A 13651-nucleotide genomic window follows, 5' to 3' on the forward strand; every position below is an offset into this window, starting at 1 on the left:
GTCAGAAGGGCGTCCAGTTCAGTCTTCACAAACCGATCTTGGATGCCCTTCGTCACGCCCGCCGGACATCACCAAATTTCACATCAACGATCTAGGGCCTGTTCGTCGTCCGGACCAACTTTGGCCGAACGTTCACAACTCCACCCGTACGACCTTGCCGCCGTCCTCGGTGGGGTGGACCTCCCAGTGGTGGACGAACCGGTCCACGATGTAGAGGCCGCGGCCATCGGTGCCGGTCAGCTCGGTCGCCTTCATGACGACGGGCTCGGGCGACTCGTCCCAGACCTCCAGGACCGGCGTGCCGTCGTCGCGCCGGAAGCGCACGCCCACGACCTGGTCGGGGCTCGACGCGCGGATCGCGTTGGTCACCAGCTCTGACACGACCAGCCGGACCGTGTAGTCGTCGCCCAGTCCCCACAGCGCCCACACGGCCGCGGCAAGGTCGCGGGCCTCCTTCACCGCCGTGAGCACCGGCTTGAGGACGAGCGTGAAGATGAACGGGTCCTCCTGTCGTTCGCTGCCGTCCACGCCGCCGTCTCCGTTCATCGAGATCTGTGAAGTAGTGACCACGATGAGTGACATCGGAGTACGTTGACCACGTTCCGGTGAACTTCTGGAAATCAACGGCGATGGACGGTCACGCGTGAACATCAACGAACCTCCCGACCCGCGGTCCTCCCTGTGGGGTGCCATGGCCTACTTCCTGCGCTTCCAGCGCATGGAGAAGGGGCAGTCGGGCTACGCGCTCGCGGAAATGCTCAACTGCGCTCGCTCATCGGTTTCCAGATTGGAGAACGGCGAGGCGAAGTTGACGCCGCAACAGGCCGACACGATCGACGAGGCGTGGCGCACGGGCGGCCTGTTCGGCGTCCTGCTCTACTACGCCGCCCGAGCCAGCGACCCCGACTGGTTCAAGACCTTCGAAGCCCTGGAATCCCGCGCCTCAGTGATTCACAGCTTCAGCGGCCAGCTTGTCCCAGCCCTCTTCCAGACCCCGGCCTACGCGCGCGCTCTACTGGTCGCTGGTCGGGCAGCAGACGTCGAGGGCGCGGTCGAGGCTCGGATGTCCCGGCAGTCGATCCTCAAGAGAGGTGAACCGCCCGAGCTGTGGGTGCTGCTGGCCGAATCGGTGATCGACTGGCCGGTCGGCGGTCCGGTGGTCATGCGCGAGCAACTCGCTCGGCTGTTGGAGCTGTCGGAGCTGCCCCACGTGACGCTGCGCGTGGTGCCTAGGTCGGCGGGTGCTTACCTGGGGCTGGACGGTCCGTTCAAAGTCATCACGGTCAGGGAGGGGCCAGCGGGCTTCATCGAGGCCCCGCACGCGGGGCGGCTGGTGTCGGACGCCGCAGAGGTCTCCCGGTTGCGCACCGGTTTCGACAGAATTGGCGCGGACGCGCTGCCGGTAGACTCCACACGGAACTTGATTCGGCGGCACATGGAGAAGATGACGTGAATCCCCCGGTGTGGCGCAAGAGCAGCCGTTCGACTGAGGGCACTTCGCCCGAATGCATCGAGGTCGCCCGGCTGGACGGAGTCGTCGGTGTCCGGGACAGCAAGGACCCGGACGGCTCGTTCCTCCAGCTGGAGCCCGAGGCGTTCGGGACGTTCGTCGCGGCGGTCAAGCGCCGTCGTTGAGTCTGGTGAGAACGTGAGTTCCCCAGTGTGGCGTAAGAGCAGCCGTTCGACACAGGGCACGTCAGGTGACTGTGTCGAGGTCGCTCGGCTTGATGGTGTTGTGGGTGTCCGGGACAGCAAGGATCCGGATGGTGCGTTCCTCAGCCTCGCGCCCGAGGTGTTCGGTGCGTTGGTGTCGGCGGTCAAGCGGCGCGGCTGAGTCAGCGGGCGTTTCCGGCGAACAGCTTGGCGACGAACGCGGTGGTGTCGGGCAGGGACGCGGCCATCGTGCCGCTGTGGTCGGCGCCCGGGTAGGCCTTGAACGTGAGCGGCTGGCCGCGGAACGACAGGTCCGCGACGAGCTTGAGGGTGAGCGGGATCGGGACGGTCGTGTCGTTCACGCCCTGCGCGATGTAGAACGGCTTGGCGTAACCGCTGACCGGCACCTCGATGACGTCCCGGAGCCGGTCGAAGAACGCCGCGTCGAACAACGACCGGTCGAGCAACTGCCCGATCCCGACGCCCTCCGTGCGCTTGACCATGTCCGCGTAGCAGAGCTCGCCCGCGTCCGCGACGATCTGCTTGCCGACCGGGGTCAGGTAACGATCCACGTCGAACGTGGGCTTGGCGGCCTTGAGCCCGGCCAGGATGTACGAGGTGTACGCGGTCAGATCCGCGAGGGGCAACTGCGGGATGTACGGGCCGGCCAGCGAGACGACGCCCTCCAGGTTGGAGGGCGGACCGGTCGCCACCGCTCCGCGGAAGTCGAGGTCGGGCGCGTAGCCGGGCGCGATCTTCGCGGTGAACAACGCCGCGTGCCCGCCCTGGGACTGGCCGATCACGACCCACTTCGCGGCGAGCGAACCGTCCACCGAACGAGCCGCCCGCACCATGTCGGCCGCCGAGTAGGCCGCGGTCCTGCCGTCCAGGTAGGGGTGGCCGCCGGGCGTGCCCAACCCGACGTAGTCGGTCGACACGACCGCGTACCCCTTGGACATCCACGTCGTCAGATAGGTGATGTCCCGCTGCGATCGTCCGGCGGTGGAGGGGGCGCAGGAGTCGCCGAGGCCGACCGTCCCGTGCGTCCAGGAGACCACCGGCCAGCCGCCGGGCGGCGGGCTGCCCTCGGGCACGAACATCGCCCCGCTGCTGAGCGCCGCGCCCGTCGGGCCGGTCGTCGTGTAGGTCAGCCGGTACGCCTTGCCCGTCCCCGGCAACCACAGGCCCGCCGGGAGCGGCGCGGAGGAGACCACTTTCCCGGTCTGCTCGGCCGCCGCCGCGGGAACGGCGAGAGTGGTGACGGCCAGGCTGCACGCGACCGCAGCGGCCAGGGCGATCCGACGCACGACGACCTCCAGGTGATCAGGCGGGATTCCGGGGCGCCGCCAAGATCACCCGACACCGTAGCGCGACCTGGGCCTTCGCGATAAGCCCCCCGACCGCATCCCGCCACCGGAGCCTCAGCGCCGCTCGGCCCGGCCTTCGCACTTCAGGACCGTGCCCTTCATCTCGGCGCGGACGAGCCTGATCTTCATCGGCCGGAGCCGGGAATCCTTGACCTTGCCGTCCAGCAACACCCGGCACCCGCGCTCGCGGCTCGCGGACCGGCAGGCCTCGAAGGCCTGCGTCGTCGAGACGACCGTGAGGACGAGCTTCCCGGCCTGATCCGTCACGCGCAGCGTGATGCTGCAGACCGGCTCGGCCCCCGAGGTCGGCGTCGACGTCGGGGCGGGGGTGCTCGGCGCCGCCGCGACCCGGGTCTGAGCGGGCTCGCCGCCCCGCACGACGAACGGAACGGCGCCGCCGACGATGACGACGGCGGTGGCCACGGTCACGGTCGCCCGGCGACGCCGCCGCACCCTCCTGCCACGCCGTTCGATCGTCGCGACCAGATCCGGGGCGGGCTCGGACCCGCCACGTTCGGCCAGCATCTCGCGCAGGTCGTTCTCACTGAAACCCATCAGATTCCCTCTCGTACGGGCACGATCGAGGGATCGACCCGGAGCTTGGCCAGGGCCCGGCTGATCTGGCTGCGCACGGTGACCGGCGAACACCCCAGGATCTCGGCGATCGCCGCGTGCTCCAGGTCGGCGTAGTACCGCAGCACCACGGCGGCGCGCTCCCGCTTGCCGAGACGGCCCAGTGCCCGCCACAACACGTCGCGGTCCTCCACCGGCACCGCGGGCGCGATCTCCTCGGGCAACCGCTCGGTCGGCACCTCTCCCCGCCAGCGCCGCCGCCACCAGGTGTTGTGCGTGTTGACCAGGATCCGGTACACGTACGGATCCGGGTCGTCCCCGACCCGCCCCCACGCCAGCCACGCCTTGGTCAGCGCGGTCTGCACCAGATCCTCGGCCGTCGCCCGGTCCCTGCAGAGCAGGAAGGCGGTGTGCGACAACCTGGGGTACCGCAGCGCCGCGTATTCGCCGAACTCCATCCGTGCCCTTCCGTCGACCTCTCGATGACTAGTACCGCCCGGCCACCCCCAGGTGTTGCGTGGCATCATCCGGACATGAAGATCTTCGTCTCGGTCGACATGGAAGGCGTCTCGGGCCTTACCGACCCCGAGGAGATGCGCGCGGGCGGGCGCGGCTACGAACGCGGCTGCGAGCTGATGACCGGCGACGCCAACGCCGCGATCCGTGGTGCGTTCGGCGCGGGCGCGACGAGCGTGGTCGTGACCGACTCGCACAGCTCCGGCAAGAACCTGCGCGCCGACCTGATCGACGAACGCTGCACGCTGATCCGCGGGCCGTACAAGCCGATGCGGATGGGGGAGGGCCTCGACGCGACGTTCGACGCCGCGATCTACATCGGCTACCACGCCCGCGCGGGCACGCCCGACGGCGTCCTCAACCACACGTGGATGGGGCGGGAGATCCGCGACCTCTACCTGAACGGCGAGATCGCGGGGGAGATCCGGCTCATGGCCGCGTACGCCGGCTCGCTGGGCGTCCCGGTCGCCCTGGTCGCGGGGGACGAGGCCGCCTGCGCCGAGGCCCGCGACGTCCTCGGCGACGTCGAGACCGTCGCGGTCAAGAAGGGCTGCGACCGCTACGCCGCCGAGCTGATCCCGCCCGCCCGCGCCCAGCAGCTCATCTACGAGGGCACCCGCCGCGCGCTGGAGAACCTGGCGGACGCCCGCCCCTACACGGTGACCGCTCCGTACACCCTCGGCGTCGACTGGGCCTCCACCTCGATCGCCCGGTCCTGCGCGTACATCCCCGGCGTCACGCTCGCCGGGCCGCGCATGACCGAGTTCACCACCGGCGACTACGAGGAGATCGTCGGCCTGCTGGGCGTCTGGTCCAGCATCGCCGGCGAGGTCGGCTGCACCGGCCTCCACTACGGCTGACCGCCGCTGAGGCCGGCCGGTCGTCCGCTACGGCCGGTCGTCCGCTAGGGCTGATCGTTCGCCGACAGGGCCTCGTAGGCGGGGGCCAGGACGTCGACCAGGTCGCGGCGGCGCACCCGTACCGGTGGCGGGGTCGCCACCTGGAGGATGAAGCCCGGCGGCACCTGAGGGGCGGGCGCCCGGTCGCGCAGCCGCGCCAGGCCCGACGGGGGAGTCCAGAACCCGGCGGCCGTCAGCGGCTCGTCGTCGGCCTCGAACGGGTCGGGCTCGGTCGCGGTACTGCGCCGCAGCGCCGCCAGCACCTGCTCCTTGGTGCGCCCGTTCCACTCCAGCACCAGGAACGGATCGTCGTCGAACGCCTCGGCCAGCAGGTAGAACACGGCCGCGGTGTGCTTGCACGGGTCGCCCCAGTCGGGACAGCTGCACATCAGGTGCAGGTCGTCCATCGACTCCGGGAAGAGGCACAACCCGAACTCGGCGAACACCCACTCGATCTCCGGCGGCATCTCGCCCGCCAGCAGCCGCGCCCGGAAGACCGCACGGGTCGCCAGCTCCGCCTCGATCGACCGCCAGTCGGAGTCGTCGATCGCTTCGATGCCGATCGCGACGTCGTACGGCTCGTCGCGCGACCCCTGCACGCGCGCGGTCACCTCGTAGGGCCGCACTTTCAGGTCGATGACCTGGCCCTTGCGGGCGTACGCGCGGCCCCGCTGCAACCTTCCCGAGTCGGCGAACGACTCGACCAGGTCGATGAACCGCCGCGACCACCACTCGGCGCCGATGGACCCCCGCCGCGACCGCGCCTTGACGCCGTCCTCGACCGGGATCGGCGGCCCGTACTCGGTGAAGTCGGCCATCAGTCGCTCACCGCCTCGGGCGACAACCGCAGCACGTCCCTGAGCTCGGCCACCGACAGCTCGGTCAGCCAGTCCTCGCCCGTGCCGACGATGGTGTCGGCGAGGGCCTTCTTGCGTTCGATCATCTCGTCGATGCGCTCCTCCATCGTGCCGACGCAGATGAACTTGCGGACCTGCACGTTCCTGGTCTGCCCGATGCGGAACGCACGGTCGGTGGCCTGGTCCTCGACCGCCGGGTTCCACCATCGGTCGACGTGCACGACGTGGTTGGCCGCCGTCAGCGTCAGCCCGGTGCCCGCCGCCTTGAGCGACAACAGGAAGATCGCGGGCTCGCGGTCCTCCTGGAACCCCTGCACCAGCTCGTCGCGCCGCTGCTTGGACGTCCCCCCGTGCAGCCACAACACGGGCCGGTCGAGCCTGCTCGCCAGGTACGGCTGCAACATCGACCCGAACTCGGCGTACTGCGTGAAGACCAGCGCCTTCTCGCCCTGCTCGAGGACCTCCTCGCAGATCTCCTCCAGCCGCTCCAGCTTGCCCGACCGTCCCTGCAACCTGGAGCCGTCCTTCAGCAGGTGCGCCGGGTGGTTGCAGACCTGTTTGAGCTTGGCCATGGTCGCCAGCACGAGCCCGCGCCGCTGCTTGTCGTCCGCCTCCGCGATCTGCTGGAGCATGTCGTCCACCGTCGCCTGGTAGAGCGACGCCTGCTCCCTCGTCAGGTTGCAGTAGAGCTTGATCTCCTGCTTGTCCGGCAGATCCGAGATGATCGACTTATCGGTCTTGAGCCTGCGCAGGATGAACGGCCGCGTGGCCCGCTTCAGCGCCAGCGCGGCCTGCTCGTCCCCGTCCCTCTCGACCGGCACCGCGAACCGCTCCCGGAAGACCGTCCGCGGCCCGAGGAGCCCCGGGTTGGCGAACTCCATGATCGACCACAGCTCGGTCAGGTGGTTCTCCACCGGCGTCCCGGTCAGCGCGATCCGGCTGCGCGCCGGGATGCTCCGCACCGCCCGCGCCTGCCGCGTCCCGCTGTTCTTGAGCGCCTGGGCCTCGTCGCAGACCACCCGCCCCCACGCGATCCCGGCCAGCATCTCCGCGTCGCGCGCCGCCGTCCCGTACGTGGTCAGCACCAGGTCGGCCTGCCGCACCGCCTCGACGAGGTCCTCGTCGCGGTGCCGCCCCGTCCCGTGGTGCACGTACACCCGCAGTTTGGGCGTGAACCTCGCCGCCTCCCGCTGCCAGTTGCCCACCAGCGACATCGGCAGGATCGCCAGCGTGGGCTCGGGCTTCCCGCCGCCTTCCCGCTCATGCACCAGAAGGGACAGAAGGGAAATGGTCTTCCCGAGGCCCATGTCGTCCGCGAGGAGGGCGCCCAGGCCCAGCTCGTCCATGAACGTGAGCCACGCGAGGCCGCGCTCCTGGTAGGGGCGGAGCTGGGCGTTGAGGTCCTCGGGGGTGGACATCGGCTCGAGCCGGCGGTCGGCCTCGCCCGACAGCAGGTCGCCGAACGTGCCGTCGGCGTCGACCCGGACGAGCGGGAGGCTCTCCTCACCGGCATGGATGACCGCCTGCATCGCCTGCGCGGCGGTCATGCGGCCCTGGCGCGGGTGGCGGAGGAACTCGAGCGCGGCCTCGAGTTGCTCCTCGTCCAGCTCGACCCACTGCCCGCGCAGCCTGACCAGCGGCGTCTTGAGCCGCGCCAGCTCCTCCAGCTCGGCCTCGTCGATCGTCTCGTCGCCGATCGCCAGATCCCAGCGGAAGTCGACCATGCCCTTCAGGTCGAAGCCCGACGACGTGGCGGCCCCCGACCCCTCACCCTCCTCGGTGCGGGTCGTCAGCTTCATACCGAGCCTGCCCTTGCCCGCCCACTGCGGCAGCAGCACCCCGAACCCGGCGGCGGCGAGCATCGGCGCCGCCTGCCGCAGGAACCGGAACGCCCCCGCGGTGTCGAGCACCACCTCGGCCGGAACGGGGGAGTCGAGCGCCGGAGCCATGTCGGGGAAGAGCCGCAACGCCCGCCCCAGCCCCGCCAGCAACGTCTCCTCCGCCTGCTCGACCAGCCCCGCCTCGCCCGCCCACACCATCGACGCCGGGACGTAGAGACTCGGGTCGTCCGTCCCCTGCAACGCGAACTCGACCCGCCAGGCCCCTCCGTCCCCCATCCGCCCGGCCGCACCCGCGCCGGCGCCGTCCTCCAGCCCCGGGTCGGCCGCACCGACCCCGTCCCGCCGCTCCGTATCCGCGCCCGCCGAACCGAGGTGGACCACCTTCGCGAGGTGGTCGTCGGCATCCACAGCAGCCGCGGGGACCGCGTCGCCGACGCCGGCTCCCACGTCGGGCTCTCTGCCGGATCTTGCGCCGGAGTGCGCGCCGTGGCCCGTGTCTTCCGCTGGGCTGAGCGGCGTCCGGGGACGGAGTTGGGTGACGGTGGCCAGGAGGTCGGTGGTCGAGTAATCGGAGAGTTCGCTGTCGTGGTCGTCGGCGGGCTCGAACTCCTCGAACTCCTCGGGGTCGTCCGCGCCGGGCTCGGCGAGGCGGAAGCAGACGCGGAGCGGGCCGGAGGGACGGCGGGCGGCGGCGGCCCACGCGTTCAGCTCGCTCATGAGCTCGTCGGCGTTGTCGCGAGGCTCGCGCGGGACGACCGGGTCGGGGCCGGTGAGGGCCTCGAACCAGCGCTCGGCGAGGGGGACGCGGTCGGGGACCTTGCCCTTGCGCGGCGGCAGGAGCGGGTGGGGGACGAGGCCGCGGACCGTCGTGTCGACCAGGCCGGAGAGCGCCTCGCGCAGGACGTGCGCGGCGGGGCGGCCTCCGTCGGCGGCGCGGCAGGCCGACGGCATCGCCTGGGCCAGGGAACGGAAACGCGCCACGTCATCGATCACGGGCTGCCAGCGCGCGACGAGGTCGCCGTCCTCGCGGACGAGGGACGGCAGCACCAGGCCGCGTGCCGTCAGATGCGCCGCCTCGTCGGCGACGAGGCAGAGGAAGCGCAGGTCCGTGCCGGGGACCACGTCGCCCGCGTCCTCGGCCGACTGGAGCAGCGCCATGGCGGGGAACGGCTCCAGGACGAGCGCGGGCACACGCCACTCGCGGAGCTCCGGCTCGCCCTCGAACGGCTCGGGCCCCAGCTCGGCGGACGGCAGCGGGTGGTCGCCGTGGGTGGGGAGCGCCATCGTCAGCTCGACCCGGAACGCGCCCCGCACGAGCGGCTCGTAGGACGTTCCGGTGAAGTCGCGGGTGGCGAAGGGGTGCACGTCGGTGTCGGCGCCGTGCGGACCTGTGCGTTCGGCCCACAGGCAGAGGGCACCGCCATGCCAGGTGGCGTGCGCGACGAGCATGAACGTGATCCCCGGGAGAGCTGCGATGAACGGCAACCGAAGTTACCAGCGAGCTCCGACAGAACGGGCGAGGTCGACCGTTACCGGTAGGAGCCTTGACGTGATCGCGGAGATCCTGATCGAGACGTTCCAGCGTACGACCCCTGGGCTGGAGCACCGCCGGCGCTCGCCGCGCAGGCCTTCGATTCGTGAGTCCGTGGCTTTGATCTGAGCCTTGAGCTCGTTGCGAAGGCCCGACTTCGGGGGCGTTAGGCTCGGGAGTGATCGGTGAACGGAATCGCGGGAGGTCGGCGTGGGTGAGTTCGTGCGGGTCGAGGTCGCGGACGGGATCGGGACGATCCGGCTGGACCGGCCGAAGATGAACGCACTGAACGCCCAGGTGCAGCGGGAGCTGATCGAGGCGGCGCGGCAGGTCACCGAGGACGGCGACGTGAGCGCCGTGATCCTTTACGGGGGCGAGCGGGTCTTCGCGGCGGGGGCCGACATCAAGGAGATGGCCGAGCTCTCGTACGCGGGCATGTCGGGCGGGCCGTCGCGGCTGTTGCAGGAGTTCACCAAGGAGCTCGCCGCGATCCCGAAGCCGGTCATCGCGGCCATCACCGGGTACGCCCTGGGCGGCGGGCTGGAGGTGGCGCTGACGGCCGACTTCCGGGTCGCCGGGGAGGGCGCCAAGGTGGGGCAGCCCGAGATCCAGCTGGGGATCATCCCGGGTGCCGGCGGAACGCAGCGGCTGACGCGGCTGGTAGGACCCGCCAAGGCGAAGGACCTGATCTTCTCGGGGCGCCATGTGAAGGCCGATGAGGCGCTGGCGATCGGGCTCGTCGACCGCGTCGTGCCTGATGAGGACGTCTACACGGCGGCGAAGGAGTGGGCGGCGACCTTCGTGGGCGGGCCCGCGCTGGCGCTGCGGGCGGCCAAGCAGGCGATCGACGCCGGGTTCGAGGTCGACCTGCGGACCGGCCTGGAGATCGAGCGGGTGCAGTTCTCGGCGCTGTTCGCGACCGACGACCAGCGGGACGGGATGAAGAGCTTCATCGAGGAAGGTCCCGGCAAGGCCGGGTTCACCGGTCGTTGAGCTCCTGCGCCGCGATGACCTCGTCCGCGTAGAGGGTCGTCCAGCGGCCCAGGGCGGTGATCGGTTCGAGGAGACCGCGGCCCGGTCCGGTCAGCTCGTACTCGACGCGGGGCGGAGCCTCGGCGTAGCGGTGCCGCACGACCAGGCCGTTGGCCTCCAGCCGCCGCAGGGTCTCGGTGAGGACCTTCTGCGAGATGCCGCCGATCTCCTCGCGAAGCGCTCCGGGACGGCGCGGGCCCTCGCGCAGCGCGTACAGCACGACGCTCGTCCAGGCGCCGGAGAGCAGGTCGAACGCCAGCCTGGCCTGGCAGTCGGCGAGCAGGTCGTCCACAAGCATGCCCTTCCCGATGCGCACCGGATGGTGCCTGACGGAACGCCTAGCGTCCAGGCCGAACGGTAATCGACCTGGAGGCGGACATGCGGATCGGGATCCTGGGCGCGGGCAACATGGCGGAGGCCCTGGGCGGACGGTGGGTGGACGCGGGCCACGAGGTGATGATCGGGGCGCGTTCAACGGAGAAGGCGGCGATCCTGGCGGAACGCATCGGGGCCGGGGCGGGGACTCTGGAGGAGGCGGCCGCCTTCGGCGAGGTCGTCCTGCTGGCCGTCTGGTACGCGGGGGCGCAGGACGTGGTGCGGCAGGTGGACGTCCAAGGGAAGGTCCTCATCGACTGCACGAACGTCTGGAGCGACATGACGTTCAGGCTCCTCACCGGCAACGGCCCGTCGGGCGCCGAACTCATCGCGGAGGCGTCCAAGGCGCGTGTCGTCAAGGCGTTCAACCTGTGCCACGAGAGCGTCTGGCGCAAGACCCCGTTCGAGGGGACGGTCCTGGGCGTTCCCATCTGCGGTGACGACGAGGAGGCGCTGGCCTTGGCCGAACGCCTGGTGCGGGACGTGGGCTGCGAGCCCCTGACGGGAGGAGGCCTCGGCAGGGCGGGGCAGCTGGAGGCCACGGCGGCGTTCGTCGTCGGCCTCTACGCCGCGGGCGCGGACCCAGCGTCGATGCTCCCGCCCCTGGCGCACGCGGGCGGTGACCCGGAGCCCCTCACTCCCTAGGCCCGGCCCGCGCGGCCGGACGCGGAGCCCGACGAGGTGAGCTCTCGTTCGATCTCTTCCAGGGTGCGGTTGCGGGTCTCGGGCACGCGGGTGACGAAGAAGACGATGCCGGCCACCGACAGCCCGGCGTACAGCCAGAACGTCCAGGAGCGGCCGATGGCCTCGATGAGTTGCAGGAAGTAGTACGACACCAGGAAGTTGGCCGCCCAGTTGAAGAGGCTGCAGACCGCGATCGCCCGGCCCCGGACGGCGAGCGGGAAGATCTCGGAGATCATCAGCCAGAAGACCGGGCCCAGCCCGACGGCGAACGAGGCGATGTAGACCAGCAGGGCGACCAGCGCCAGCCAGGGCGCCTCGTCCTGCCAGCCGAAGCCGAAGAACGCGGCGAGCAGGGCGAGCGCGACGGTGAGGCCGGCGGTGCCCACGATCAGCAGGGTGCGCCGGCCGACCCGGTCGAGCAGCAGGATCGCGATGACGGTGAAGACCACGTTGGTGACGCCGACCGTGAGGGCCTGCGCGATGGCGTCGGACGCCTCGAGACCGGTGTAGGTGAGGATCGTCGGCGAGAAGTAGATCACCGTGTTGACCCCGACGAACTGCTGGATCACCGCGAGGCCGATGCCGACGATCATCATGGGGCGCAGGGCCGGGCGGACCAGGTCGCGGAAGCCGGTGCGGCCCTCGCGCGCCACCACGTTCTCGATGTCGTCCAGTTCGGCCTCGACGTCCTCACCCCGCCGGGTGCGCTCCAGCACCTCCCGCGCCTCGTCGCGGCGGCCCCGCTGCATCAGCCAGCGCGGGCTGTACGGGACGACCAGCATGCTCAGCACCAGCACGACGCCGGGCGCGGCGCCGACGCCCAGCATCCAGCGCCAGCCGCCGTCGACGTTCCGCAGCGCGAAGTTGACCAGGTAGGCGACCAGGATGCCGATGGTGACCATCAGCTGGTTGTAGGAGACGGTGCCGCCGCGGATCCTGGGCGGCGTGTGCTCGGCGATGTAGAGCGGGACCACCGCGGAGGCCGCGCCGACCGCCAGGCCCAGCACGACTCGGGCCGTCACCAGCTGGCCGGACGTCTGGGCGAGCGCGGCGGCGAGCGCCCCCGCGACGTAGATGACGCCGGAGATCAGCAACGTCCAGCGGCGGCTGATCAGGTCGGCCAGGCGGCCGCCCGCCAGGGCGCCGACCACGGCGCCGGCGAGAAGGCCGGCGACGATCCACGACTGGGCGACCGCGCCGGCGTCGAGGTCCTCCTTGATGTAGAGGAGGGCGCCGGAGATGACCCCGGTGTCGTAGCCGAACAGCAGCCCGCCGAGCGCCGCGAGCATGGAGATCTTGAGAACGAAGGGGTTGCGGGACGCCTCTCGTACGTAGCCAGGCACTTCTCCTCCTCGGGACACGCCTCGGCTACCCGCGACATATCGCCGCAAACGAGGCCGCGGGTCGCTACGATCTGCCGCCATGCGACAGGCGTACCGAACGGCGCTGGTCACCGGCGCGTCCAGCGGGATCGGGGAGAGTTTCGCGCGGCTGCTGGCCGGCCGCGGCACCGATCTGGTGATCGTCGCGCGCCGGGCGGACCTCCTGGACGGGCTGGCCCGCGAGCTGGTCGAGCGTTACCGGGTGGGCGTGGAGGTGCTGGCCGCCGACCTGACCGATCCCGTTCAGCGCGGCGAGGTCGAGGAGCGGCTGCGCGCCGACCCGGTCGAGCTGCTGATCAACAACGCCGGGTACGGCGCGTTCGGGCCGTTCCCCGAGCTGTCCCTGGACGACCAGCTCGCCGAGGTGGAGCTGAACGTTGTCGCGCTGATGCGGCTGACGCACGCGGCGCTGCCCGGGATGGTCGCGCGGGGGCGCGGCGGGGTGCTGAACGTGGCGTCGATGGCGGGGTTCGCGCCCTCGCCGGGCAGCGCGGTGTACGGGGCGACCAAGGCGTTCGTCGCCTCGTTCTCCGAGAGCCTGCACGCCGAGCTGGCGGGCGGGGGCGTCCACGTGACCGCGCTGTGCCCCGGATTCACCCGTACGGACGAGGAGTCCGAGCCCAGCCTGCTGTGGCTGCGGCGGGCGGACGTGGCGCGGGCCGGGCTGGACGCGGTGTCGGCGGGACGGGCGATGTGCGTGCCCGGGCTCCAGTACAAGGCGGCGCTTCCGGCGTTGAAGCTGGTGCCGCGGCCCCTCCTGCGGGCCGCCGCCAACCGGATGTGGCAGCAGGCCTCGGACAGCCGGTGAGCCCGTTTCCTATACAGGAGTGACAAGCGGAGTTCCCGTTTACCTACAACAATCCACATGCGTGATTGTGACTCGGGTGACTTGACGCGCCTCGCCCTGATCGCGAAATATCGAACCTACGGTTTCGTAGGTT

General features: G+C 70.9%; 15 protein-coding genes. 7 read left to right on the forward strand and 8 right to left on the reverse strand.

What is annotated here, in order from left to right:
- Positions 1 to 132 precede the first annotated feature (132 nt).
- On the reverse strand, positions 133 to 582 hold the full coding sequence (locus ABZ810_RS10325) for an ATP-binding protein (protein ID WP_358401725.1): 450 nt from the start codon (positions 580 to 582) through the stop codon (positions 133 to 135).
- A 61-nt stretch (positions 583 to 643) separates the two neighbouring features.
- Between ABZ810_RS10325 and ABZ810_RS10330 the strand changes: the two genes are divergently transcribed.
- The 3 genes from ABZ810_RS10330 to ABZ810_RS10340 are packed head-to-tail and all read left to right on the forward strand — an operon-like array spanning position 644 to position 1834.
- Positions 644 to 1453 carry a helix-turn-helix transcriptional regulator gene (locus tag ABZ810_RS10330; protein WP_358401726.1) on the forward strand — a complete coding sequence of 270 codons (810 nt, stop codon included), beginning with the start codon at positions 644 to 646 and terminating at the stop codon, positions 1451 to 1453.
- On the forward strand, positions 1450 to 1635 hold the full coding sequence (locus tag ABZ810_RS10335) for a DUF397 domain-containing protein (RefSeq protein ID WP_358401727.1): 186 nt from the start codon (positions 1450 to 1452) through the stop codon (positions 1633 to 1635). The genes ABZ810_RS10330 and ABZ810_RS10335 overlap by 4 nt, the downstream gene beginning before the upstream one ends.
- A 25-nt stretch (positions 1636 to 1660) precedes the next feature.
- Positions 1661 to 1834, forward strand: coding sequence for a DUF397 domain-containing protein (locus tag ABZ810_RS10340; RefSeq protein ID WP_358402844.1), 174 nt, complete (start codon positions 1661 to 1663; stop codon positions 1832 to 1834).
- 1 nt (position 1835) lies between these two features.
- Here ABZ810_RS10340 and ABZ810_RS10345 read toward each other — a convergent pair whose 3' ends face one another.
- From ABZ810_RS10345 to ABZ810_RS10355, 3 genes are all read right to left on the reverse strand, one after another.
- A complete protein-coding gene (locus ABZ810_RS10345) occupies positions 1836 to 2960 on the reverse strand; it encodes a lipase family protein (protein WP_358401729.1) in 1125 nt (374 codons plus the stop codon).
- A 114-nt stretch (positions 2961 to 3074) separates the two neighbouring features.
- Positions 3075 to 3575: a hypothetical protein gene (locus tag ABZ810_RS10350; RefSeq protein ID WP_358401731.1), complete on the reverse strand. Its 501-nt coding sequence runs from the start codon at positions 3573 to 3575 to the stop codon at positions 3075 to 3077.
- On the reverse strand, positions 3575 to 4051 hold the full coding sequence (locus ABZ810_RS10355) for a SigE family RNA polymerase sigma factor (RefSeq protein ID WP_358401733.1): 477 nt from the start codon (positions 4049 to 4051) through the stop codon (positions 3575 to 3577). The genes ABZ810_RS10350 and ABZ810_RS10355 overlap by 1 nt, the downstream gene beginning before the upstream one ends.
- A 75-nt stretch (positions 4052 to 4126) precedes the next feature.
- Between ABZ810_RS10355 and ABZ810_RS10360 the strand changes: the two genes are divergently transcribed.
- A complete protein-coding gene (locus ABZ810_RS10360; RefSeq protein ID WP_358401735.1) occupies positions 4127 to 4969 on the forward strand; it encodes a M55 family metallopeptidase in 843 nt (280 codons plus the stop codon).
- Between the two features lie 44 nt (positions 4970 to 5013).
- On the opposite strand, the gene ABZ810_RS10365 is transcribed toward ABZ810_RS10360, so the two are convergent.
- Both ABZ810_RS10365 and ABZ810_RS10370 read right to left on the reverse strand, forming a co-directional pair.
- Positions 5014 to 5826 carry an SWIM zinc finger family protein gene (locus ABZ810_RS10365; RefSeq protein ID WP_358401736.1) on the reverse strand — a complete coding sequence of 271 codons (813 nt, stop codon included), beginning with the start codon at positions 5824 to 5826 and terminating at the stop codon, positions 5014 to 5016.
- The gene (locus tag ABZ810_RS10370) at positions 5826 to 9155 is read right to left on the reverse strand and encodes a DEAD/DEAH box helicase (protein ID WP_358401738.1); all 3330 of its coding nucleotides are present in this window, start codon (positions 9153 to 9155) and stop codon (positions 5826 to 5828) included. The genes ABZ810_RS10365 and ABZ810_RS10370 overlap by 1 nt, the downstream gene beginning before the upstream one ends.
- Before the next feature lie 292 nt (positions 9156 to 9447).
- Between ABZ810_RS10370 and ABZ810_RS10375 the strand changes: the two genes are divergently transcribed.
- Positions 9448 to 10230: an enoyl-CoA hydratase-related protein gene (locus ABZ810_RS10375; protein WP_358401740.1), complete on the forward strand. Its 783-nt coding sequence runs from the start codon at positions 9448 to 9450 to the stop codon at positions 10228 to 10230.
- Here ABZ810_RS10375 and ABZ810_RS10380 read toward each other — a convergent pair.
- Positions 10217 to 10585, reverse strand: a complete 369-nt coding sequence (locus ABZ810_RS10380) for a helix-turn-helix domain-containing protein (RefSeq protein ID WP_358401742.1) — start codon at positions 10583 to 10585, stop codon at positions 10217 to 10219. The two genes, ABZ810_RS10375 and ABZ810_RS10380, sit on opposite strands and share 14 nt — an antisense overlap.
- Positions 10586 to 10647: 62 nt before the next feature.
- On the opposite strand from ABZ810_RS10380, the gene ABZ810_RS10385 reads away from it, so the two are divergent.
- Entirely contained in the window at positions 10648 to 11289 is a 642-nt protein-coding gene (locus ABZ810_RS10385) for an NAD(P)-binding domain-containing protein (protein WP_358401744.1), read from the forward strand.
- On the opposite strand, the gene ABZ810_RS10390 is transcribed toward ABZ810_RS10385, so the two are convergent.
- Complete coding sequence (locus ABZ810_RS10390; RefSeq protein WP_358401746.1) at positions 11286 to 12671, reverse strand: sugar porter family MFS transporter; 1386 nt, start codon at positions 12669 to 12671, stop codon at positions 11286 to 11288. The two genes, ABZ810_RS10385 and ABZ810_RS10390, sit on opposite strands and share 4 nt — an antisense overlap.
- Before the next feature lie 79 nt (positions 12672 to 12750).
- Here ABZ810_RS10390 and ABZ810_RS10395 point away from each other — a divergent pair, with 79 nt between their 5' ends.
- The gene (locus tag ABZ810_RS10395) at positions 12751 to 13518 is read left to right on the forward strand and encodes an SDR family oxidoreductase (protein WP_358401748.1); all 768 of its coding nucleotides are present in this window, start codon (positions 12751 to 12753) and stop codon (positions 13516 to 13518) included.
- Positions 13519 to 13651 lie beyond the last annotated feature (133 nt).

Source organism: Spirillospora sp. NPDC047279 (assembly GCF_040643285.1).
Classification (GTDB): domain Bacteria; phylum Actinomycetota; class Actinomycetes; order Streptosporangiales; family Streptosporangiaceae; genus Spirillospora.